25 protein-coding genes, 1 tRNA gene and 1 pseudogene are annotated in these 19841 nt (G+C 72.1%); 13 read left to right on the top strand and 14 right to left on the bottom strand.

Annotated elements, in window-relative coordinates; genetic code table 11:
- The first annotated feature begins 125 nt into the window (after positions 1-125).
- The gene (locus ACFY2L_RS21925; protein ID WP_390823116.1) at positions 126-2408 is read left to right on the top strand and encodes a transglycosylase domain-containing protein; all 2283 of its coding nucleotides are present in this window, start codon (positions 126-128) and stop codon (positions 2406-2408) included.
- Between the two features lie 141 nt (positions 2409-2549).
- Here the strand turns inward: ACFY2L_RS21925 and ACFY2L_RS21920 are convergent, their stop codons facing one another.
- Complete coding sequence (locus ACFY2L_RS21920) at positions 2550-3014, bottom strand: GatB/YqeY domain-containing protein (RefSeq protein WP_390823115.1); 465 nt, start codon at positions 3012-3014, stop codon at positions 2550-2552.
- Between the two features lie 119 nt (positions 3015-3133).
- Here ACFY2L_RS21920 and ACFY2L_RS21915 point away from each other — a divergent pair, with 119 nt between their 5' ends.
- The 3 genes from ACFY2L_RS21915 to ACFY2L_RS21905 all read left to right on the top strand — a co-directional run bounded on the left by ACFY2L_RS21915 (position 3134) and on the right by ACFY2L_RS21905 (position 5107).
- The gene (locus tag ACFY2L_RS21915; RefSeq protein ID WP_390659333.1) at positions 3134-4060 is read left to right on the top strand and encodes a metallophosphoesterase; all 927 of its coding nucleotides are present in this window, start codon (positions 3134-3136) and stop codon (positions 4058-4060) included.
- 145 nt (positions 4061-4205) lie between these two features.
- Positions 4206-4991, top strand: coding sequence for a Pr6Pr family membrane protein (locus ACFY2L_RS21910; RefSeq protein ID WP_390823114.1), 786 nt, complete (start codon positions 4206-4208; stop codon positions 4989-4991).
- Between the two features lie 42 nt (positions 4992-5033).
- Positions 5034-5107: transfer RNA gene (locus ACFY2L_RS21905), tRNA-Pro, on the top strand.
- 148 nt (positions 5108-5255) lie between these two features.
- On the opposite strand, the gene ACFY2L_RS21900 is transcribed toward ACFY2L_RS21905, so the two are convergent.
- The 4 genes from ACFY2L_RS21900 to ACFY2L_RS21885 form a co-directional block, all read right to left on the bottom strand.
- On the bottom strand, positions 5256-5690 hold the full coding sequence (locus ACFY2L_RS21900) for an STAS domain-containing protein (RefSeq protein ID WP_390823113.1): 435 nt from the start codon (positions 5688-5690) through the stop codon (positions 5256-5258).
- Positions 5691-5829: 139 nt separating this feature from the next.
- Positions 5830-6330 carry a DUF5994 family protein gene (locus tag ACFY2L_RS21895; RefSeq protein ID WP_390659323.1) on the bottom strand — a complete coding sequence of 167 codons (501 nt, stop codon included), beginning with the start codon at positions 6328-6330 and terminating at the stop codon, positions 5830-5832.
- Positions 6331-6336: 6 nt separating this feature from the next.
- Positions 6337-6501, bottom strand: a complete 165-nt coding sequence (locus ACFY2L_RS21890) for a hypothetical protein (protein WP_390659322.1) — start codon at positions 6499-6501, stop codon at positions 6337-6339.
- A complete protein-coding gene (locus tag ACFY2L_RS21885; RefSeq protein ID WP_390823112.1) occupies positions 6486-7187 on the bottom strand; it encodes a DUF5994 family protein in 702 nt (233 codons plus the stop codon). The genes ACFY2L_RS21890 and ACFY2L_RS21885 overlap by 16 nt, the downstream gene beginning before the upstream one ends.
- Positions 7188-7765: 578 nt before the next feature.
- Here ACFY2L_RS21885 and ACFY2L_RS21880 point away from each other — a divergent pair.
- Both ACFY2L_RS21880 and ACFY2L_RS21875 read left to right on the top strand, forming a co-directional pair.
- Positions 7766-8056: a hypothetical protein gene (locus ACFY2L_RS21880; RefSeq protein WP_390659499.1), complete on the top strand. Its 291-nt coding sequence runs from the start codon at positions 7766-7768 to the stop codon at positions 8054-8056.
- Between the two features lie 12 nt (positions 8057-8068).
- Positions 8069-8341 carry a hypothetical protein gene (locus tag ACFY2L_RS21875; RefSeq protein WP_390659320.1) on the top strand — a complete coding sequence of 91 codons (273 nt, stop codon included), beginning with the start codon at positions 8069-8071 and terminating at the stop codon, positions 8339-8341.
- Positions 8342-8648: 307 nt separating this feature from the next.
- On the opposite strand, the gene ACFY2L_RS21870 is transcribed toward ACFY2L_RS21875, so the two are convergent.
- The 6 genes from ACFY2L_RS21870 to ACFY2L_RS21845 all read right to left on the bottom strand — a co-directional run bounded on the left by ACFY2L_RS21870 (position 8649) and on the right by ACFY2L_RS21845 (position 11364).
- Positions 8649-8819, bottom strand: coding sequence for a hypothetical protein (locus ACFY2L_RS21870; protein WP_390659319.1), 171 nt, complete (start codon positions 8817-8819; stop codon positions 8649-8651).
- 64 nt (positions 8820-8883) lie between these two features.
- Positions 8884-9477 carry an alkaline shock response membrane anchor protein AmaP gene (gene amaP / locus ACFY2L_RS21865; RefSeq protein WP_390659318.1) on the bottom strand — a complete coding sequence of 198 codons (594 nt, stop codon included), beginning with the start codon at positions 9475-9477 and terminating at the stop codon, positions 8884-8886.
- A 10-nt stretch (positions 9478-9487) separates the two neighbouring features.
- The gene (locus ACFY2L_RS21860) at positions 9488-10228 is read right to left on the bottom strand and encodes a DUF6286 domain-containing protein (RefSeq protein WP_390823111.1); all 741 of its coding nucleotides are present in this window, start codon (positions 10226-10228) and stop codon (positions 9488-9490) included.
- A complete protein-coding gene (locus tag ACFY2L_RS21855) occupies positions 10225-10671 on the bottom strand; it encodes an Asp23/Gls24 family envelope stress response protein (protein WP_390823110.1) in 447 nt (148 codons plus the stop codon). The genes ACFY2L_RS21860 and ACFY2L_RS21855 overlap by 4 nt, the downstream gene beginning before the upstream one ends.
- The gene (locus tag ACFY2L_RS21850; RefSeq protein WP_390659315.1) at positions 10668-10895 is read right to left on the bottom strand and encodes a hypothetical protein; all 228 of its coding nucleotides are present in this window, start codon (positions 10893-10895) and stop codon (positions 10668-10670) included. Before ACFY2L_RS21850 ends, ACFY2L_RS21855 begins: the two co-directional genes overlap by 4 nt.
- A 37-nt stretch (positions 10896-10932) precedes the next feature.
- Positions 10933-11364 carry an Asp23/Gls24 family envelope stress response protein gene (locus ACFY2L_RS21845; RefSeq protein ID WP_390659314.1) on the bottom strand — a complete coding sequence of 144 codons (432 nt, stop codon included), beginning with the start codon at positions 11362-11364 and terminating at the stop codon, positions 10933-10935.
- Positions 11365-11461: 97 nt separating this feature from the next.
- On the opposite strand from ACFY2L_RS21845, the gene ACFY2L_RS21840 reads away from it, so the two are divergent.
- The 5 genes from ACFY2L_RS21840 to ACFY2L_RS21820 all read left to right on the top strand — a co-directional run bounded on the left by ACFY2L_RS21840 (position 11462) and on the right by ACFY2L_RS21820 (position 15729).
- On the top strand, positions 11462-12256 hold the full coding sequence (locus tag ACFY2L_RS21840) for a hypothetical protein (RefSeq protein WP_390823109.1): 795 nt from the start codon (positions 11462-11464) through the stop codon (positions 12254-12256).
- A 254-nt stretch (positions 12257-12510) separates the two neighbouring features.
- A complete protein-coding gene (locus tag ACFY2L_RS21835) occupies positions 12511-13554 on the top strand; it encodes a fatty acid desaturase family protein (protein WP_390823106.1) in 1044 nt (347 codons plus the stop codon).
- 163 nt (positions 13555-13717) lie between these two features.
- Positions 13718-14479, top strand: coding sequence for a ZIP family metal transporter (locus ACFY2L_RS21830; RefSeq protein WP_390659311.1), 762 nt, complete (start codon positions 13718-13720; stop codon positions 14477-14479).
- 196 nt (positions 14480-14675) lie between these two features.
- The gene (locus ACFY2L_RS21825; protein WP_390659310.1) at positions 14676-15173 is read left to right on the top strand and encodes a hypothetical protein; all 498 of its coding nucleotides are present in this window, start codon (positions 14676-14678) and stop codon (positions 15171-15173) included.
- Positions 15174-15240: 67 nt separating this feature from the next.
- Positions 15241-15729: an inorganic diphosphatase gene (locus ACFY2L_RS21820; RefSeq protein WP_390659309.1), complete on the top strand. Its 489-nt coding sequence runs from the start codon at positions 15241-15243 to the stop codon at positions 15727-15729.
- A 34-nt stretch (positions 15730-15763) separates the two neighbouring features.
- On the opposite strand, the gene ACFY2L_RS21815 is transcribed toward ACFY2L_RS21820, so the two are convergent.
- The 3 genes from ACFY2L_RS21815 to ACFY2L_RS21805 all read right to left on the bottom strand — a co-directional run bounded on the left by ACFY2L_RS21815 (position 15764) and on the right by ACFY2L_RS21805 (position 18484).
- Complete coding sequence (locus ACFY2L_RS21815; protein WP_390823105.1) at positions 15764-17263, bottom strand: sensor histidine kinase; 1500 nt, start codon at positions 17261-17263, stop codon at positions 15764-15766.
- The gene (locus ACFY2L_RS21810) at positions 17260-17979 is read right to left on the bottom strand and encodes a response regulator transcription factor (protein ID WP_390659307.1); all 720 of its coding nucleotides are present in this window, start codon (positions 17977-17979) and stop codon (positions 17260-17262) included. Before ACFY2L_RS21810 ends, ACFY2L_RS21815 begins: the two co-directional genes overlap by 4 nt.
- A gap of 91 nt (positions 17980-18070) precedes the next feature.
- Positions 18071-18484, bottom strand: coding sequence for a peptidase (locus ACFY2L_RS21805; protein WP_390659306.1), 414 nt, complete (start codon positions 18482-18484; stop codon positions 18071-18073).
- Between the two features lie 258 nt (positions 18485-18742).
- On the opposite strand from ACFY2L_RS21805, the gene ACFY2L_RS21800 reads away from it, so the two are divergent.
- Positions 18743-19120 (top strand): STAS domain-containing protein, encoded by a 378-nt coding sequence (locus ACFY2L_RS21800; protein ID WP_390659305.1) that lies wholly within the window; start codon positions 18743-18745, stop codon positions 19118-19120.
- A 243-nt stretch (positions 19121-19363) separates the two neighbouring features.
- A pseudogene (locus ACFY2L_RS21795) lies at positions 19364-19837 on the top strand (PucR family transcriptional regulator); the annotation flags it as partial.
- Positions 19838-19841 lie beyond the last annotated feature (4 nt).

Raw genomic sequence — 19841 nt, 5'->3', positions numbered from 1 at the left:
GAACCTCCGGAACGATTCGGGGTCGCCGGACGTATTGATACGTGGCCCTGCCGCTGTGACAGTTGAGAGCAGCTTAGGCCAAGGCCTATACGCGTGTCCGGCGAATGAGAACGTAGGCTGCCCTCATGCCAAACAAGCGCTCGGGCGGTGGCCTGTCCGCCACGCAGCAGGCCGCCAAGTTCCTCGGTGTCAGTGTGCTCTCGGGAGCCGTGCTGGCGGGCATCGCGCTGCCCGCGTTCGGCGCGCTGGGCCTGGCGGCCAAGGGGTCGGTGGAGTCGTTCGACGAGCTCCCGGCCAACCTGAAGACCCCGCCGCTGAGCCAGCGCACCACGATCCTCGACGCCAAGGGCTCCCAGATCGCGACGGTCTACTCCCGTGACCGCACGGTGGTCGACCTGAAGAACATCTCGCCGTACATGCAGAAGGCGATCGTCGCGATCGAGGACTCGCGCTTCTACCAGCACGGCGCGATCGATCTGAAGGGCGTCCTGCGCGCCCTCAACAAGAACGTGCAGAGCAGCGGGGTCGCCCAGGGCGCCTCGACGCTCACCCAGCAGTACGTGAAGAACGTCTTCGTGGAGGAGGCCGGCGACGACCCGACGAAGGTCGCGCAGGCCACCCAGCAGACCATCGGCCGCAAGATCAAGGAGCTGAAGTACGCGATCCAGGTCGAGGAGGAACTGGGCAAGAAGAAGATCCTCGAGAACTACCTGAACATCACGTTCTTCGGCGAGCAGGCCTACGGCGTCGAGGCGGCCTCCCAGCGCTACTTCTCCACCCACGCCAAGGACCTCACCCTGCCCCAGGCGGCCCTGCTGGCCGGCATCGTCCAGTCCCCGAGCCGCTACGACCCGGTCAACGACGAGACCGAGGCCACCCGGCGCCGTAACACCGTCCTGCAGCGCATGGCCGAGGTCGGCGACATCTCCGAGGCCGAGGCGGCCAAGGCGCAGAAGGCCCCGCTGGGTCTGAAGGTCACCCAGCCGAAGAACGGCTGCATCACCGCCGTCCAGGGCGCCAGCTTCTTCTGCAAGTACGTCGAGCGCGCCTTCCTCAGCGACCCGGTCTTCGGCAAGACCAAGGAAGCGCGGGCCAAGCTCTGGAACCAGGGCGGCCTGACCATCCGGACGACGCTCGACCCGCAGGCGCAGCAGTCCGTCCAGGCCTCGCTGAAGGACCATGTCTACAAGTCGGACAAGGTCGCCGCGGCCTCCACGCTCGTCGAGCCGGGCACCGGCAAGATCCTCGCGATGGGCCAGTCGAAGCCGTACGGCTACGGCAAGAACGAGACCGAGTACAACTACTCGGTCAACGCCTCCATGGGCGGCTCGAACTTCGGTTTCCCGACGGGTTCGACGTTCAAGCCGTTCGTGGCCGCGGCCGCGATCGAGGAGGGCCGCCCGGCCAACCAGATGTACCCCGCGCCGTACGAGATGCAGTACCCGGCGACGGTCCAGACCTGCAGCGGCAAGGCGTGGGTCAACGACGGCAACTACAAGCTGGAGAACGAGAGCGAGTCCGAGAAGGGCCCGTACGACCTGAAGACGGCCATGGCCAAGTCGGTCAACACCTACTTCGTGCAGATGCTCGCCGACATCGGCATGTGCCCCGTGGTGAAGATGACCGACTCCCTCGGCGTGGTCCAGGGCAACGGCGACAAGGTCCCCGAGGTCCCCTCGTCCATGACCCTCGGCTCCACCGGCCTCTCCCCCCTGACCATGGCGAGCGCCTACGCCGCATTCGCCAGCCGCGGCATGTACTGCACCCCGATCGCCATCGAGTCGATCACCCAGACCGCGAACGGCAAGAAGAAGTCGCTGGAGGTCCCGAAGTCGACCTGCTCGCGTGCGATGAGCGAGAAGACCGCGGACACCATCAACACCCTGCTGAGCGGTGTGGTCGACTCCGGTACCGGCCAGCAGGCCGGTCTGTCGGGCCGCGCGAACGCCGGTAAGACGGGTACGACGGACGAGCGCAAGAACGCCTGGTTCGTCGGCTACACCCCGAACCTCTCGGGCGCCGTGTGGGTCGGCAGCGCCACCCAGAAGGTCAAGATGACCAACATCAGCATCGGCGGCGTCTACCACGCCCAGGTCTACGGCGGTGACACCCCCGGCCCGATCTGGCGCGACGCCATGACCGGCGCCCTCGAGGGCAAGGAGGCGCCGAGCTTCAACCTCGTCTCCATCCCGAGCAACAACCCGGGCAAGGGCGACGACGACAACGGAAACGACAACGGAAACGACGACAACAACAACGGCAACAACGACGGCTTCATCGGCGGCCTGCTCACCGGCGGCACGACCGACGGCGGCTCCTCGACCGGCGGCGACACCTCGACGGGCGGCTGGGAGAACCTGTTCCAGGGGCAGAGCAACGGGAACGGCAACGGAGGCGGACGCGGCTGAGCCCCGCGCCCCGGCCGGCGCGACACCGGCCCACTGAGACGGCGAACGGCCCCTGTCCCCTCGTACCGCGGAGTGAGCGGGTACGGGGAGACGGGGGCCGTTTCGCTGGGCGGCGAGCGGGGCGGTTGACGCCGGGGCCGGTCAGCCCGCGAGGAGCTTCTTGACCACCGCGGCGACGCGGCCGCCCTCGGCCTGCCCCGCCACCTTCGGGTTGACGATCTTCATGACGGCGCCCATGGCCCGCGGCCCCTCCGCGCCGGCCGCCTTCGCCTCCGCGACGGCCTGAGCGACGATGTCGTTCAGCTCGTCGTCGCTGAGCTGCTTCGGCAGGTACGTGGCGAGCACCTCGCCCTCCGCCTTCTCCCGCTCGGCGGACTCGGCGCGACCACCCTGCGCGAAGGCCTCGGCCGCCTCCCGGCGCTTCTTCGCCTCACGGGTGATCACCTTCTGCACCTCGTCGTCGGAGAGCTCGCGCTTCTCCTTGCCCGCGACCTCCTCCTTGGTGATCGCGGCGAGCGTCAGCCGGAGCGTCGAGGAGCGGAGCTCGTCGCGCTCCTTGATCGCGGCGTTGAGGTCTTCCTGCAGCTTCGACTTGAGCGTGGTCATGCAGGTGATTGTCGCAGGTGTGGCGGGCCCGACGCCCGCTCATTTAGGGGGCGGTGGGCGAGGAACCCTCAAGGGGCCGCGCGGCAAGGGGAACCGGCGGGATCTGACACGATGGAGGTATGCGCGCGCGATACGGAGTACCCCTGTCCATCGCGGCGGCTGGCGCCGCCGGTCTGGCCTATGCGGCGGGTTTCGAGGCCCGCTCCTTCCGCCTCCGACGGGTGACGGTCCCCGTGCTCCCCTCCGGTATGCGCCCCTTGCGCGTGTTGCAGGTCTCCGACATCCACATGGTCGGCGGCCAGCGCAAGAAGCAGCGTTGGCTGCGCTCGCTGGCCGGCCTGCGGCCCGACTTCGTGATCAACACGGGCGACAACCTCTCCGACCCGGAGGGCGTGCCGGAGACCCTGGACGCGCTGGGCCCCCTGATGGAGTTCCCGGGCGCGTACGTCTTCGGCTCCAACGACTACTACGGCCCCAGGCCGCGCAACCCCGCCCGTTACCTGATGGAGAAGGTCCAGGGCCGCCACGGCCTGAACGGCAACCCGCCCGTGGTCGGCGTCGTCCACAACCCCTGGGAGGACCTGCGGGACGGTTTCGACGCGGCGGGCTGGCTGAACCTCACCAACACGCGGGGCATCCTGAAGATCGACGGCATGTCGGTGGAGCTGACGGGCCTGGACGACCCCCACATCAAGCGGGACCGGTACGCCCAGGTGGCCGGCGGCCCCTCGGCCTCCGCCGACTTCTCCATGGGCGTCGTGCACGCCCCGTACCTGCGCGTCCTGGACGCGTACACGGCGGACGACTACCCCCTGATCCTGGCCGGCCACACCCACGGCGGCCAGCTCTGCATCCCCTTCTACGGCGCCCTCGTCACCAACTGCGACCTCGACACGGACCGCGTGAAGGGCCTCTCGACGCACACGGCGGAGGGGCGCACCTCCTACCTCCACGTGTCGGCGGGCTGCGGAACCAACCGGTACACACCGGTGAGGTTCGCCTGCCCGCCGGAGGTCACGCTGCTGACGCTGGTCGGCAGGGACTAGTCACGGACGTACGTGGGGGGGCCGGGAAATCGGGCAAGCGCGACGCCACGGACCCCGCCCCTCCCGATCTTCCCCGGCCCCGCACAGCCCACCCGCACGGCTCACCCGCATCGCCCCTTTCACCCCACTTGCCTACCGTGAGGGCATGACCGCGCCGATACCCAGGGACATCCCGGATCTGCCCCCGATCCCGCGGACCCACGCGCTCCTGCCCTCCTTCGTCCTCGCCTCCGCGGTGGTGAACCCCGCACGCCGCCCCCTGGCCGCGGTCCTGCGCCTGCTGCTCGCCGCCACGGCGGCCACGGGCGTGACACTCGCGCTGCTGGCCGGCGGCCCGCTGCGGGTGCTGAGCCACTTCTCGGTCCAGAGCAACCTGCTGCTGGCCCTGGTCACGTTCCTCTCCGCCCGCCGCGCCTGGTCGGCCCGCGAACCCCTCCCCTCCCTCCTGACCGGTGCCGCGCTGCTCTACGTCACGATCACCGGCCTCACGTACCACCTGCTCCTGGCGGACGCGACGCCCCCGTTCTCGCTGACGAGCGCGACGGCCTCCCCCACCGGCTGGGCAGCGGTGACCAGCCACCTCCTGCACACGGTGACCCCGGCGGCCGCCGTCCTCGACTGGCTTCTCCTCACCCCACCCGCCCGCCTGCGCCTGCGCCAGACGGCCACCTGGATGCTCTACCCCTCGGCCTACCTGCTGTTCCTCCTCACCCGAGCCGAGTCGATCACCCCCGGCGCCCCCGGCCGCTACCTCTACCCCGCCCTGGACGCCGAGGCCCACGGCTTCCAGCACACCCTGACCAACGCCCTCCTCCTCGGCCTCGCCTGTTACGCCCTCGCCGTCCTCCTCGTCGCCCTCGACCACGTCCGCCCCGCCCCGCCCCGCCACCGCGCCAAAACCGGATTTCGTCTCCAGCCACCAGTGGGCTAAAGTAAACGACGTCGCCGCGACAAGCAGGACAAGCAGCGACATCGGGGTGTAGCGCAGCTTGGCAGCGCGCTTCGTTCGGGACGAAGAGGTCGTGGGTTCAAATCCCGCCACCCCGACACAGGTCAGAGGCCCATTCGCTTGATTGCGAATGGGCCTCTGTCGTGCGTACAGCAGCGGTGCAGGGCAACCGCAAGGGCTGCGGGCGCGGATTCCGGCACGCCGTGAAGCGCCTCGCCGACGTCGTGGACGAGGCGGTGGTGGCCGTCAGGTGTCGAGCGGTCGGCTTGGCTGCGTCACCTTGTGGCGGCTGTTCTCGCCCTGGTGGGGTCGCGGCGCGCCGTTCGTGGGAACGGGGGTACGGCGTGATCGCGCGGTGGTGGAAGGGAGCGAGTGGAGCAGGAAGCCGGTGCCGGTGATCTCGATGACGCGGGCCATGCACGGGGACGGGTGGTGCAGCCTCAAGGAACTGTCGGCGTCCGTGGCGAGCCGGGATGCGCGGAGGAAGGCGTTCAGGCCGCTGGCGTCGCAGAAGGTGACCGCTGTGAGGTCGATGTCGATCCTGCGGACGCCGTCGCGCAGACACGCGGCCAGCGCCTCGCTCACCAGCGGCGCCGTGGTCAGGTCGATCTCTCCCACGAGGGTGATCAGAGCGCGGGTGGCACGGTCGTACCGGTACACGTTCAGCTGGGGAAGGGCCATGGCTCCTCGGTCCGACGCATGAGGTGGGGCGGGGGTGCGCGGGTGCGGTGGCGGACGGGGTGAACTCCCTTTCCGGCCCGGCGAGTTCCCGTACGCGGTGCTGAACGCGGCCTCCGGCCCGGGGCTGCGCGTCGTGCGGTCAGCGGGACTGCCGGCCGGGACCGCCGGGCAGTACGCGCCTCCGGCCGGCGCGGGTGACGCCGGTGGCGGCGAAGATCTGCTGGGCCGAGGCGTTGTTGTCGTCCCGTACCGCCATGGCCATCGCGGCGCGGGCGCGCGCGGGAGCCGTCTGCGGCGGGATCACCAGGAACAGGAAGTGGTCCCGTTCACCCCGGGTGACGATCATCGTGTCGTCACCCTCGGCCGACCAGTCGATGCGGACGGTCCGGCCGTCGACGACCAGATGGCCCGGCCGCTCGTCCCAGGCGCTCGCGTCGAGACCGACACGGGCGAGAGGGCCCAGCCGGGCGGTCAGCGCGGTGAGCAGTCCGGACAACTGGCCCTCGAGGTCACGTGACCTCGGCCACCACGCGCCGTCGAACGTCCCCGTGCGCTTGGGCGTCGTCTCCATCCGCAGGACCGCGGTGCCCGGGAGGATCGGCTCCCTGCTGGTGTCGGCCAGAAGCCTGACGGGGATCACGAGGACTCACCCCGCTTCCTTCCGGGTGCGGCGTCCCCGCACGGCCGCCCGGGAGCGGCCGGGGTGGAAGGCTGCGCGGTGTTCACCGTGCTGCCTGTTGAGCAGGTGGATGAGAAGCACACCCAGAACGATCATCGCCAGGGGCACGACCACGGTCACGAAGGTCGCCATGATGCTCGCATCCCCTTCGGCCGATCCGGGGCCGCGGCGGGTGCGGCGGGTGCGGCGGTGCGATCTCCGCCCTCGGCCGGGACGGGCGGGGTCTTGGGCCGTGCGGCCGGATCGCGGGCCCCATGTCCGCCTTCGGAGTCCCAGACCTCCTTCACGGCCCGCTCGGCGGCCTCCTCCACGGCCCGCTCGCCCCCGGACATCCGCTGCCGGCGCGCCGCCTCGTCCATCAACTGGCTCGCCGTCGACGTGCCCAGCGGGTCGCTCGCGGCGGCCATCAGCCGGGCGGCCGTGTCGGGGTCCGTCCCCGGCGGGACCACCAGCAGGTTCCAGCGGCCCAAGTGATAGGAGAGCAGCAGGATTTCATGCGGATCCTGCTCGGCCAGGAACCAGCCCACGTTCACCACGTGCCCGGCGACGGGCACCTTGCGCGGAACGACAGGCCAGTGGGTGGGATTCACCGTGACCCGGGTGATCCGCCCCCACAGCGGGTCCAATACCGCTGTCAGGAGGGGGAGTTCCGCCGCGAGATCACGGGAGCGGGGCCACCATGCGCCGTCCAGCAGGGCCGGCGCGGGACCCGCGGGCGCCAACGACAGGCGGAGCGCGGAAGAAGAGGAAGAGGAGGGGGAAGAGGATGACGACAGCCGGTCTTCGAATGTCGGCAAGGGGAAGATGGTCGCAGTCATGACGCGAACCCTGCCCCGGGCCGGCCGCAACCGGCCCGGCATATTCAATCGCCGAAAACGACACGAGCGTGGAAGCCGGTGCGCGAAATATCCTCGGTGATTTCAGCGTACTCCTCGGACCGGGCGAACGGGCTCCGCGCCGGGGCCGGTGCGTCCCGCCCCCGGGACCTCCGAGCGGAGTAGGGTCGACATACCGGGAGCATTTCGTACACCCGATCAGATGCCGGTGTCGTTCTCGGTAACCAACGCGGTCGGCGTCGTGCGCTCCGCTTGAGGGAGGCGAGGACGTGGAAACCGTCATCACCGCGGCGGTGATCATCGCCGTGATCGCCCTGGGAATCGTCCTGATCCGGCGGCTCAACGCGCTGCACGACGCCAGGATCGGAGCCTACCGCTACGGCGACGCGCTGCCGGGAATCGGGCGACTGCGCACGAAGGGCCGACGAGCGGAGAAGCCCTCCGCGCCGGCCACTGCCGCCTCGCCCACCGTCACGCCGGCCACCGCCGCCTCGCCCCGTGTCGAGGACCCCGAGCCGGCCGGCTTCCCGGAGGAGTCCGCCGGTGTCCCCGTGGACGCGGTGGGCAGCCAGGGAAGGCGTCACCCCGAGGAGTCACCGGAACTGCCCTTCGCCGGGAACGTCGACGTGCGTCTCGTCGCCGCCTCCCCCGAGGCGGCCCGTCAGGTCGCCGAGGTTCTGCGGCGCTGCTTCGCCTCGACCGAGCAGCGCAGCTATCCCGTCGGCACGGCGGCCGGCGGAACCCGTCTCCACCTCACGGTGGACACCGCCCGGGCGGCGGAGCCCGCGCGCTCCTGGCTGATCACCAGTCGGTCCTCCGGAAACGGCCGTACGCACACGGACGAGATCTGACGCGGTGTCGCCATGGCCACGCTGCGCGAGCGGAAGCACTACCGCGAGGCGATCCTGAAGGCCCTGTACGAGGCCACGGAGGGCAATCGGCTCCTGGGCGTCACCGGCCCGAGGCTGCGCGACGACCTCCGGATCCCCCAGCAGGATCTCGCTGCCGCCTGCGCATACTTGGCAGGCGAGGGACTGGTCGCGGTCGACTGGGAGCAGGGGAACACCCCCGCGATGGTCACGCTGACGCACCAGGGGATCCGGCTCATGGAGAGCGCGGAGGAAGAACGCGGCTGATGTCGGGCCGGGCGCTTCCCCGGCCGTGCGGACGCGAACAGTTCGAGGACCGCCGTGCGCACGGGCGCCCGAGCTGCGGCTGCGCAGGCCGCACCGGCCTGATGCCTGAAGCCCGTACGGGGCATACCATGAGAAATGGGTCGGCACACTCTCACGTGCGGCCGGTCCGGAAGGGCGACCCCGGTGTGTATACGCCGGGGTCGTTGTGGTGCTGCGGACAACGGCCGCTGCGGTGCTACGGCCGACGGACAACCGCCCGCCGGCCCGGCCCGGCCCGACGGACACCCGCCCGCCGGGCCGGGCCGACTCAGCGAACCGGGCGCCGGGGGGAGCCCCACATGGAGCGGGCCGCCAGGTAGAGCAGATCGGCGACGAGGAGCAGTACGCCGGCGGACGCCAGGAAGAGCAAGCCGTCGACGGCCGCGCCGATGGCGATCAGAGCGATTCCCGCGCCGAGCAGGATCAGGAAGAGGACCATACGGACGCCTCCCGGGAAGGACCGCGTGGGATCTGCGGGGCCTGTCCACGACGGCGGGGCCGTCTCAGGCGGTGCGGTGGGCGCGGTGGCGGACTTCCCGGAGCCGGACCTTCGACGGGAGGCGGTCGAGGCCGGCCGAGTCCCGTGCGTGTGCGAGGGTTTCCCCGCTCAGCCGCCCGAGAGTGCGCGCCGGGTCCGCGTGAGGTTCCAGCAACAGCCGCACGCGTGCGGTCGGAGCGGTACGGCGGCCCGTCAGCCGGACATGAGCCCGCGCGACTCCGTCCAGGGCCTGCGCCTCTTCCTCGATGGCGTCCTCCAGGGTGCGGCCGTCGAGTCGGGCCGCCGCGCCGTCTCCGCTGTCGACGAGGACCCGGTCCAGGCGGTGTCTGCGTTGCGCGAGGAGCCACCACAGCAGCAGGACCAGCAGTACGGCGAGCACCGCGATGACGGTCGGCCACCACCAGCCCTCGTCCCGCCACCGGGTGCGTCCCTCGGCGCCCAGCACGACGTCGTCCGGTCCGCGGAAGGGCCACCAGCCCGGCATGCCGAAATCCCAACGGCGCTGCAGATCCAGCCCGCCCAGCAGGACGCCGCCGCCCAGGACGAACAGTCCGAGGCCGATCAGCCCCAGCAGCACCCGGTTCACCGTCTTGAGCATATGGATCACCTCAGCCCTTCTTCTTCGGGCGCCGGACGCTGACGGCGAGCGTGGGTCGACGGGCGAGGCGCAGGGACGTCACGGCGTCCTCCAGCGTGGTGTCCAGGTCCGAGCGGATCTCGTCGAGATCGCGGAAATGCGCCCATGCCCGGACCTTGACCTTCCGGCGGCCGACGGCGACCTGTGCCGACTGGACGCCGGGCACCTGCATGGCCCTGTCGCGCAGCACCAGGGCGGCCGCGCGGCGGTAAAGCCCGGCGCGGACCTGCTCGGTCGCGGGAATGCCGGTGGGCTCCCGCATGGGCAGCAGCCTGCGCAGTCCGGGTGTCACCGCCAGAAGGAAGAGCCACAGGCCGAGGACCATCGCCACCACCGCCCCGACGATCATCCAGACGTCGTCCAGTGGCCGTGTGGCCAGTTCCTCGGCGAGCCGCCGTCGCCAGCGCATCGCGGAAGCGCCTGCCCGCACCGCGATCACGTCGTACAGGAGCAGTCCCGTGGCCGCGGCGGACAGCAGGGCCACCACGAGCGCGGGAATCCGCCGGGTCGACCAGAAACGGCGTGCGGGCCGACCGGGTCCACCGCTCTCCCCCGTCGCCCCAGGTCCACCGGTCTCCCCCGTCGCCCCCGCCCCCTCGCCCGCCGTCCCCTCACCCGTCTCCGAGGTGCCGTCGGCGGGCGGAGGTGCCTGTTCGGAATCGGAGGGGAGGTGGCTGTCACCGGTAGGCTGCCGCCTGGTGTTCGAGCTCATCGCACCCTCTCCCGGTCCGTGTGCCGCGCATACACCGTGTGCAGTCTCCCGACCGACACCGCGAGGTCGGACACCTGCATGCCGGCCAGGGTCCTGAGCCGTTCGGTGACCTCCCGGCGCACCGCGGCGCACTGCGCCCCGATGTCGGACGGATAGCCGAGTTCGACGGTGATGCGCAGGCGTGCCTCGCCGAGCACCACCCGCGGTCCGGCGGCGGACTCGCCGTCCGGTCCGGCGGTGTTCCGCTCCGGTGCCCGCCGCACGGATGTGTTCACGCGGGGTGTCCTGCGGCCGGGTGGTACGTGCCTCACCGACTCGGTGAACCGGCCCAGTACCTCGCGCGCCACCTGGGCGGCGATCTTCGCCACGACCCGGTCGGCGACGGCGGTCGCACCGCGCTCCCCGCCGGGGACACCGGGACGCGGGCCGGCTTCCCCGGTCACTGCCACCAGGCTCCCCGAGGCCGTCGCCGGTCGTCCTGGTACCGCTCCTGCGAGTCCCGGCGGCGGACGAAGTCGCCCGGTGCGTAGTCACCTTCGATGAACCGCCCGACCAAGTACCCGACGGCGCCGAGCCCCAGTACCAGCAGGAAAGCCCAGAAGTCACCGAAATACGCGGCGAAACCCAGCGCCATTCCGGCCATCAAGCCCACCACGGCCCTGCTCATCACGCGCTCCTTCGCTCAAGCGGCTGCTTCGCCCCGGCTACTGGATCCGCTGCCGCTCCTCGCCTTCGTCCTCCTCGTCGGGCAGCTTCACGTCGCTGACCGTGATGTTGACTTCCACGACGTCCCGGCCCGCCATCCGCTCCACCGCGGAGATCACGTTCTCCCGCACCGCGGCGGCCACGTCCGTGATCGAGACGCCGTAGTCGACGACGAGCTCCAGATCGATGGCCGCCTGAAGCTCTCCGACCTCGACACTGACCCCGCGGGTGACGGACTTTCCGCTGCCGGCGCCGGGCATCCGCTCCCGCACGGACCCCATCGAGCGCGCGAATCCGCTGCCCAGGGCATGGACGCCGAGCACGTCCCGTGCCGCCATTCCGGCGATCTTCTCCACCACCACATCGGCAACGGTCGTCCGGCCGCGAGAACCAGGCGGACTGTCACGCTTCACGCCGGTGATCTCAGTCATCGAGCGTTTCCTTCCTCAAGAAGCCCACCATGCACCATTTATTAATATTATATTTGCTTTAGGCATTTTGTCCGATTTGGCGAAAGAGAGTGAGCCGGTGACCGACGCGTTGACGCAGGCAGTGCGGCACCAGCTCGCCCTGGGCCGGTTTCTGCCGCTCGGTGGGCCCGACGACGGGACATGGATCACCGAGGAAGCGGCCGTCCGGGTTCTCGGGCACGCCGTCGCAGGGATTCCCGGTGTCCGGATGGAGTCTCTGCGCGTCGGGGCGGCCCCGCTCGAGCCGGTGTCCGAGCCTGCCGTCCGTCCGCCGGCCGGCGCGCTGCCGCCCGGCCCGCTCAGGATCGACGCCGCCTTCTCGGCTTCCTTCGGGCGACCGCTGCCCGAGACCGCCCTCGAGGTGAGGCACGCGCTGCTCGGCGCCGCCGCCGAACGGCTCGGCCTGGCCACCGTGGCAGCCGACCTGCGCGTCACGGATCTCCATCAGGGCCCGGAGCCGGGCGGGGCGTCGCGGAGCGCGGCCGGGCTCGGGAGGCCCACGGCCGATGCCGAAGCCGCGCGAGGCTCAGCCCCGGCGACCGGCACGGGATCCCGGCGGGGGCTCGCCGGGGAGCTGGCCCACGTCGCGGCGGGTGTTCCGGGGGTCGCCCGCCTCACCGCCGTGCTGGGCAGCCGCCCGGTCAAGGTGGAGGACCACGACGAGCCGCCCGGGCGGCACATCGAGGTGCAGCTCGGAGTCGCCCCCGGACACCATCCCCTGGACGTCGCCCGCGCCGTCCGGGCCGCCGTGGCCGCCGCGGCCACCGCCGGCGCCCCGGGCCCGGTCACCGCCGCCGTCCTGATCACCGAGACCGCGGACCGGCCGGCCGTCACCGGCAGCCCGGCGAGCTGAGCCCGGTTCCGTCCCTGCCGCGCGGACGCTCCACCGGCCCTGTCCTGTATCCGTGTGAGACCTGCCGTTCGGGGAACTCGCCTGCGGATGAAGGGCCTGCGCTGCCGCCGGCCGACGATGCAGACGTCGTCCTTGCTCCGCGGTCGCGCGATGCGCATCTCGCAGGGGCGGAAGCGCACGCCCACCACGGCCCGGCCTCAGCGGATCACGCGGCGGCGCCGAGCCATCTGCCCTTCGAAGAGAGTTCCGCCGTCATGACCAGAGAAACCACGGTCCGCCCCCCGCCCTCGCGGACGTCCGGCAGCGACTTCGCCCGGCTGTCGAGAAAGATCGCCGATGCCGGCCTGATGGGGCGTCGTCCCGGCTACTACGCAGTGCGGATCACCGTGGTGGTCGGGCTCTACGTCTGCGGATGGGCCGCCGTCGCGCTCGTCGGCGACAGCTGGTGGACGCTGGCCGTCGCCGCCTTCCTGGCCGTCGTCTTCGGCCAGGTCGCGCTGCTCGCCCATGACGCGGCCCATCGCCAGGTGTTCCGCCGGCGCCGGGCCAGCGAGGTGTCGGGACGGATCGCCGGTGCCGGTGTCGGGATGGGCTACGGCTGGTGGCAGGACAAACACACCCGCCACCACGCCAACCCCAACCACGAGGAACTCGACCCCGACCTCGACCCCAACCTGCTGGTCTGGTCCCAGGACCAGGCCCGGGCCGCCAAGGGCCTCCCCCGCCTGCTCGGCCGTCGGCAGGCGTTCCTGTTCTTCCCGCTCCTCACGCTGGAGGGCTTCAACCTGCACGTGTCGAGCGTGAGGGCGCTGGCCAACCGCTCGCTCAAGCACCGCGCGCTCGACGGCACCCTGCTGTTCGCGCAGTTCGCGGTCTACCTGGCCGCCGTGTTCTGGCTGCTGCCGCCCGGTATGGCGGTCGCCTTCGTCGCCGTCCACCAGGGCCTGTTCGGCGTCTACCTCGGCTCCCTCTTCGCCCCCAACCACAAGGGCATGCCGATCCTGACGGGCGACGACCGCCCGGACTTCCTCCGCCGCCAGGTGCTCACCTCACGCAATGTGCGCGGCGGCCGGTTCACCGACCTGGCGCTCGGCGGGCTGAACCACCAGATCGAGCATCACCTGTTCCCCAGCATGCCCAGCCCCAACCTGCGCAGGGCCCGGACCGTCGTCCGGCGCCACTGCGAGGAACTGGGTCTGGACTACGCGGAGACCGGGCTGATCAGCTCCTACCGGCAGGCCCTCGCCAGCCTCCACCGGGCCGGGGCGCCCCTCAGGCAGGCCCGCGCCGCCGCCTAGGGACCGGATGTGACCTCCGAGGGCCCGGCGCCCCACCCGGGACGCGCCTGACGCTCCGTCGGCGCGCCGGGCGGCCGTCGGGAACGGCGCCGCGCCCCGGCGGGCGCACGCGTGACCGGGCCGCCGCAGCGGACGACGACCAGGTGCGGGTAGAAGGGTCGCCATGAGTGAAGTGGTGCAGGCTGCGCTGTGGGGACTGCTCGCCGGGTCGGCGCTGCTGATCGGCGCCGCGCTGGGATACGGGCTGCGGGTGCCCCAGAAGGTGATCGCGACCGTGATGGCCTTCGGTGCCGGGGTGCTGCTGTCCGCGGTCTCCTACGAGCTGCTGGGAGAGGCGTACGACCAGGCGGGTCTCGGTCCGGCGGCCGTCGGAACCCTCGGCGGTGCGGTCGCCTACACCGTGGGCAACGTGTGGCTGGCCCGCCGGGGCGCCCGCCATCGCAAGCGCTCCGGTCATCACCGGGAGCGGGCGCAGCCGTCGGAGGGCGAGCAGAGCGGGTCCGGGACGGCGCTCGCGTTGGGCGCCCTGCTCGACGGCGTGCCGGAGTCCGCTGTCATCGGGGTGAGTCTCCTCGACGGCGGCACGGTCAGCCTGGTGACCGTGGCAGCGGTGTTCATCAGCAACGTCCCTGAGGGGCTGTCCAGTTCGGCCGGGATGAAGAAGGCGCACCGCGGCGCCGCGTACGTCTTCGGCGTCTGGGGCGCCATCGCCGCCGCGAGCACGGTGTCGGCCGTCCTCGGGTACACGGTGGTGGGCACCTTCTCCCCCGCCGTGATCGCCGGAGTGACCGCGGTCGCCGCCGGGGCGATCCTCGCCATGATCGCCGACACGATGATCCCCGAGGCGTTCGAGGACACGCACCTGGCCATGGGACTGATCACCGTCAGCGGCTTCCTGGTGTCCTTCGCCCTCTCCCACAGCTGATCGGGACCGGGGGCGGTATGCGAGGCCACGGGGAGGCTGCCCCGGGATCGGGGGAGGCGCACACTGGAAGGGCGCACTGCCGTTCAGGGCGCGCCGGTGGCGGGGCTCGCCGCGACCGCGGACGCCTCCGCCGACGGTCCCCGGCCCAGCCGTGCCGGCCAGGACCCCGGTCCGGCCGTGCCGGCCAGGAGGAACCATGCCCGTGTCCTCGCCCGGTGAAGGCGCCGTCCGGCGGCGGCAGGTCGTGCTGCTGCTCGCCCGCCGTCGGGCCCGGCCCGCTCCGCCCCGTCCGTCGCGTCCGGCACAGCTGCGGGCGCTGCTCGCGGTGCTGGACGAGGCGGTGGCCGCCCAGCGGCCCGCCGACGCGGCGGTGGCCGCGTGCGGGGAGCCAGGGCCCGTCTCCGGACGGGCCGCCCGGGACTGCGGCGACGTCGGCTCGGCCCTCCTGCGGCTGCGGGCCCGGCTGCGGGAGACCCAGCTCACCGAACCCGACCTCGTGCGGGCCCGGGCGTACGCCGAGCGCTTGGTGTCCTACGCCCAGTGGATGGTGCGCCAGGCGGCGGACCTGGCTTTCACCGTGCACCCCGACGCCCGCACGGAGGCGGCCCGGCTGCAGCTGAACGGTCTGGGGCGGCCGGCGGACGAGCTGCGGCGCCTGCGCGAGGAACTGGGAGCGCGGGAGGAGGCGCCGTGACGGCGGCGGAGCCGGGGCGGCGGTCCGGGTGCGGCGGCCAGGGCGGCGAGGAGGCGAGGAGGGCGTCATGGAGTTCGACGTGATCGTGGAGATCCCCCAGGGATCCCGCAACAAGTACGAGATGGACCACGAACTGCACCGCATCCGGCTGGACCGGCTGCTGTTCACCTCGACCAAGTACCCGGCCGACTACGGCTACATCGACCACACGCTCGGCGGCGACGGCGACCCCCTGGACGCCCTCGTCCTGACCGGCGAGCCGACCTTTCCCGGCTGCATCATCGAGTGCCGGGCCGTCGGCATGTTCGTGATGAAGGACGAGCACGGCCCGGACGAGAAGATCCTCTGCGTGCCCGCCCACGACCCGCGCTGGGCGACCGCGCAGGACATCGGGGACATCCCCTCCTTCGACCGGCTGGAGATCACCCACTTCTTCGAGGTCTACAAGGATCTGGAGCCGGGCAAGTCGGTCGAGGGCTCGCACTGGGAGGGCCGCGAGCAGGCGTACGCGGAGATCGAGGCCTCCCGCCGACGCGCCGTGGAAGGCCCGCATTGACGCCTCACCGCGTGACGCTGCACCGCGTGACGCCTCACCGCGCGGGCGCCCGCGCGGCGCGGAGTGGCCCCTTCGCGCCCGGTGCGCGCCCCGCGTCGACCGGCCGCAGGCGGACGGCCGCGTCCAGCCCGGTGCCGGGGGCCGGCCGCAGGGTGACGTCGCCGCCGGACGCGTGCACCAGGTGGCGGACGATGGGCAGGCCGAGACCGGTGCCGTCGTGGGGGGAGTCGGAGGCGCGCCAGAAGCGGTCGAAGGCACGCTCACGGTCGGTCTCCGTCATGCCCGGGCCCTGGTCGATCACATGGAGTTCGGCGCCGGGAGTCCGGTGCAGGGTGAGGGTGGAGCCGGGCGGGGAGACACGCAGGGCGTTGGCGACGAGGTTGTCGATGATCTGTTCGAGAGCGCCGGGAATCGCCCACACCGGGCCGGGGGGTGCGCCGGTGACCGCGAGCGCGACGTACTGCTCGGCGGCGAGCGGCTCCCACATGGTGACCCGCTCGGCGAGCACGGCGTCCAGGTCGACCGGCTCGGCGGTGGTCGCCGTGTTCTCCAGCCGGGCGAGGGCGAGCAGTCCCTGAACCATACGGCCGAGGCGTTCGACCTCGTCGATGGTCTCGTCCAGGCTGGCATGGGCGCGCGGGTCGAGGTAGGGCTCGAAGTTCTCGAGGCGCAGCCGCAGCGCGGTCAGTGGGGTCTTGAGCTGGTGGGAGGCTTCGGAGGCGAAGGCGTGCTGGGCCTTGAGCAGGTGCTGCAGCCGGGTGGCGGTCCGGGTGAAGGAGCTTGCCAGACGGCGTAGTTCGGGCGGCCCGGTGGTGGCGTCGGGCGGGTGGGCGAGGTGGCCGTCGGCGAGCTGGGCGGTGGCCCGTTCCAGAGTGCGCAGGGGGCGGGTGATCCAGCGGGCGAGCGTGAAGGCGACCAGCGCCACCACGGCCAGGACGCAGGCGCCGGCCAGCGCGAGGGCGAGCCAGATGCGGTGCACCCGGTCGGTGACCACGGTCATCGGGTACGTCAGCCGCAGCGCGCCCCGGACCGTGGTGCCGGAGGAGCCGGGCAGGGTGGCGGAGAGCACCTCGCCGCCGTCGGCGTCGGTGCGGATGGTGACGGTGGTCCGGTTGCGCAGGGCGGCGGCGATGTCCGGCTCGCGGGAGAGGTCGGTCCCGGGGCGGTGGGCCGCGGCGCCCGCGGTGCCGACGGCGTCGGCGGCGTCGGCGCCCGCGGAATCGGCCGCGTCCGCGGAATCTGCGGCGTCGGCGGAGTAGGCGGAGTCCGCGAGGACGATGCCGGTGCGGTCGACCACGATCACGCGGCTTCCCGACTCGGCGGCGTACTCGCCGACCAGGGCGGGCAGTTCGGAGGTCTTGCCCTCCTCGATGTCCTCCTCGGCCAGCTCGGCCAGCATCGACGCGTCCCGTTCGGCGCTCTGCGAGAAGCGGGCGGTCTCCCCGCGGGCGTAGATCCAGCCCAGCGGGATCTCCAGCCCGGCCAGCACGAGCAGGGCCAGGCCCAGGTAACTGAGCAGCAGACGACGGGTCATGAGGTGGCTCCCGGTGGCGGATCCCCCGGCACCGTGAGGCGGAAGCCGACGCCGCGCGCGGTGGTGATCCAGCCCGCGTCGCCGAGCTTGCGGCGCAGGGAGGCGACATGGGCGTCGAGGGTCTTGGTGGGGCCGAAGAAGTGCGGGTCCCACACCGCGTCCATGATCTGCTGCCGGGAGTGCACCGCCCCCGGGTCCTGGGCGAGGTAGGCGAGCAGGTCGAACTCCCTGGGGGTCAGGGCGATCTCCCCGCCCTCGACCCGGACCTGCCGGGTCCGGCGGTCGACCTCCAGCGAGCCCAGCCGCTGGGGGGCGGCCGCCGCGGGCGGGGCGGTGGCCGGGGCCGGCGGCACCGTCGGGAGGGCGCCGGTCCGGCGGGTGACCGCGCGGATGCGGGCCACCAACTCCCGTACGCCGAACGGCTTCGCCAGGTAGTCGTCCGCTCCGAGTTCCAGGCCCGCCACCCGGTCGGCCTCCTCGCCTCGCGCGGTGATCATGATGATCGGGACGGGCGAGCGGGCGCGCAGGCTGCGGCACACGTCGAGGCCGTCCATGTCCGGCAGCCCGAGGTCCAGCAGGACCAGGTCGGCGGAGCCGTCGCCGGCGAGTCCGGCGGCGCCGGTGCGCACCCGGTCCACGGTGAAGCCGTAGCGGCCCAGCCCCTCCGTGAGGGGTCCCGCGATCCGGTCGTCGTCTTCGATCAGGAGCAGGCGCATGGCGACAGGCTCGCACAGCTGCGCGGGGGCGCTTGAACCGTTCACGGGAACTCGCGGGACCTGGCCGGGGGCGCTTCACCGTCCCGCGGGATCAGCCCTCGTCCTCCTCCGTGCCCTCCTCCTTCGTGTCGGTGACCTTGTACGACGTGTCGAGGTAGACCTCGACGGTCGAGCCGTCCGCCTTCTTGATCTCCACCGCGTACATGCCGGGCTTCTCCACGTCCTCCTCGGACTTCAGGACCGTCCCGGGGTACGCGGCGAGCGCCGCCGCCTCGGCCTTCTCCTTGACCTCGCCGGTCAGCGGCGGCTCCTTCTTCTCACCGGCTTCCTCTCCGGCCTCGCCCTCGGCCTGCGCGCCGCCCGCGCTCCGCGCCGACCGCCCGCTGTCCGCGGCCGTCGAGCCGCCGGCGTCGGAGTCGGCACCACCGCCGCAGGCGACCAGGGCGAACATCAGGACGGCGGCGGGAGCGGCGGCGGCCAGGGCACGACGGGGCAGTGCACGCATCAGACGTCTCCAGAGCTTCGGGGAGCGGGGGCCGGGGCGGTTCGCCGCCGGTCCTCCGGGGGACGTCGACGACCTTAGGGAGACGCGTGACAGAGCAAGGCCAGAGAACCGACAGCGGCAGACCAGCAGGCGGCCAATCTTTCGCCACTCGCGCCGTGGACGGCGTGTGCGCCGCTCGCCCCTGACTCGGCGCAAAGGCTTTCCCCGGAGCTGAGGCGTACTGCACCTCGGACGCCCCGTCGGGGCATACTCCCGGACATGAGTCCGGTCGACAGCAATGGGCCCGAGCCGTCCGCCCGGCTCAACGGGCGCGAGCGGGAGCCGGCGGGTGTGACGCAGTACGCTCTGGGCGCGGCCTGGGTGGTCGAGGCGCGAGGTGCCTACGACATGCATTCCCTGGGCCCGCTCGCCGACGCCCTGCGGACAGCCGCCGAGGAGCACCCCCGCGTGGTGCTGGACGCCGCCGGGATCACCTTCGCGGACTCCACGCTGCTGAACCTGTTGCTGCGCGTCCACCAGGTCACGACCCTGCGCGTGGCCGCTCCCGCACCCCAGCTCAGGCGCGTCCTGGAGGTCACCGGAGCCGACACCGTCCTGGACGTGCGGGAAACCGTCGCGGACGCGGCCGCGTCCTGAGCCGGCGCTCCGTTCACCGGGGCGGCCCGATCGCCGCACCGTGGCGTCCGGGTCCCGGTGCCGTACTCCTGCCGTGCTGTTGCCGGAGTCCGGCACCGGAACCCTCCGCAGTGCTCCCCTCGGCCATGATGGGCGACCGGCGCCCGCCCGCGCATTGCCGATCTCCGGCAGTGTTCACTAGGGTCTGGATGCCGGTGAGGCCGCCGATGCGGTGTCGACGGCGCGTCAGGATGCGGGGGCGACGTGACGGACCGGGGGATTCCGGAGCGGTATCTGGACGGCTACACCCGCATCCTGGAGGAGGTCTCGGCCACCGGCCGCCGCCTCACCCGGGAAGAGCTCGAGGCTCGGCGCGTGCTCGGCGAACAGGCCGCGGAGGCAGGTCACGGACTGCGCGGCCTCGTCAGCGCCCATCTGTCCGCCACGCGCGCGACCTGGCCGCAGGTCCTGGCCGCGTCCGACAGCACGCTGGCTGCCGTGCACCAGGCGATAGACGCGTTCGCCGAGGGCTACGAACGGGCCCAGCGCCTGGCCGTGCGCCAGGAGGAGGCGGCGCGGCGGGAGTTCATCGACGACCTCCTCTACGGGCGCAGCGACCTGGGCCGCCTCGCCGAACGCGCCGAGCGCTTCGGTCTGCGCCTCTCCCACGCCCACGCGGTCGCCGTCGCCGAGGGCCCGGCCGCCTACGAGGAGGGCGCACCAGTGCCGTCGAAGGTCATGA

Origin of the sequence: Streptomyces sp. NPDC001381, from assembly GCF_042895685.1 — a bacterium.
Lineage (GTDB): Bacteria > Actinomycetota > Actinomycetes > Streptomycetales > Streptomycetaceae > Streptomyces.
Note: the sequence above shows the minus strand (reverse complement) of the source record. Positions and strands in the feature narration are given on the sequence as shown.

Coding starts and splice junctions, on each gene's coding strand:
- ACFY2L_RS21925 (WP_390823116.1), top strand. CDS start 126: ATGCCAAACAAGCGCTCGGGCGGTGGCCTGTCCGCCACGCAGCAGGCC.
- ACFY2L_RS21920 (WP_390823115.1), bottom strand. CDS start 3,014: ATGACCACGCTCAAGTCGAAGCTGCAGGAAGACCTCAACGCCGCGATC.
- ACFY2L_RS21915 (WP_390659333.1), top strand. CDS start 3,134: ATGCGCGCGCGATACGGAGTACCCCTGTCCATCGCGGCGGCTGGCGCC.
- ACFY2L_RS21910 (WP_390823114.1), top strand. CDS start 4,206: ATGACCGCGCCGATACCCAGGGACATCCCGGATCTGCCCCCGATCCCG.
- ACFY2L_RS21900 (WP_390823113.1), bottom strand. CDS start 5,690: ATGGCCCTTCCCCAGCTGAACGTGTACCGGTACGACCGTGCCACCCGC.
- ACFY2L_RS21890 (WP_390659322.1), bottom strand. CDS start 6,501: ATGGCGACCTTCGTGACCGTGGTCGTGCCCCTGGCGATGATCGTTCTG.
- ACFY2L_RS21885 (WP_390823112.1), bottom strand. CDS start 7,187: ATGACTGCGACCATCTTCCCCTTGCCGACATTCGAAGACCGGCTGTCG.
- ACFY2L_RS21875 (WP_390659320.1), top strand. CDS start 8,069: ATGGCCACGCTGCGCGAGCGGAAGCACTACCGCGAGGCGATCCTGAAG.
- ACFY2L_RS21870 (WP_390659319.1), bottom strand. CDS start 8,819: ATGGTCCTCTTCCTGATCCTGCTCGGCGCGGGAATCGCTCTGATCGCC.
- amaP (WP_390659318.1), bottom strand. CDS start 9,477: ATGCTCAAGACGGTGAACCGGGTGCTGCTGGGGCTGATCGGCCTCGGA.
- ACFY2L_RS21860 (WP_390823111.1), bottom strand. CDS start 10,228: ATGAGCTCGAACACCAGGCGGCAGCCTACCGGTGACAGCCACCTCCCC.
- ACFY2L_RS21850 (WP_390659315.1), bottom strand. CDS start 10,895: ATGAGCAGGGCCGTGGTGGGCTTGATGGCCGGAATGGCGCTGGGTTTC.
- ACFY2L_RS21845 (WP_390659314.1), bottom strand. CDS start 11,364: ATGACTGAGATCACCGGCGTGAAGCGTGACAGTCCGCCTGGTTCTCGC.
- ACFY2L_RS21835 (WP_390823106.1), top strand. CDS start 12,511: ATGACCAGAGAAACCACGGTCCGCCCCCCGCCCTCGCGGACGTCCGGC.
- ACFY2L_RS21830 (WP_390659311.1), top strand. CDS start 13,718: ATGAGTGAAGTGGTGCAGGCTGCGCTGTGGGGACTGCTCGCCGGGTCG.
- ACFY2L_RS21825 (WP_390659310.1), top strand. CDS start 14,676: ATGCCCGTGTCCTCGCCCGGTGAAGGCGCCGTCCGGCGGCGGCAGGTC.
- ACFY2L_RS21820 (WP_390659309.1), top strand. CDS start 15,241: ATGGAGTTCGACGTGATCGTGGAGATCCCCCAGGGATCCCGCAACAAG.
- ACFY2L_RS21815 (WP_390823105.1), bottom strand. CDS start 17,263: ATGACCCGTCGTCTGCTGCTCAGTTACCTGGGCCTGGCCCTGCTCGTG.
- ACFY2L_RS21810 (WP_390659307.1), bottom strand. CDS start 17,979: ATGCGCCTGCTCCTGATCGAAGACGACGACCGGATCGCGGGACCCCTC.
- ACFY2L_RS21805 (WP_390659306.1), bottom strand. CDS start 18,484: ATGCGTGCACTGCCCCGTCGTGCCCTGGCCGCCGCCGCTCCCGCCGCC.
- ACFY2L_RS21800 (WP_390659305.1), top strand. CDS start 18,743: ATGAGTCCGGTCGACAGCAATGGGCCCGAGCCGTCCGCCCGGCTCAAC.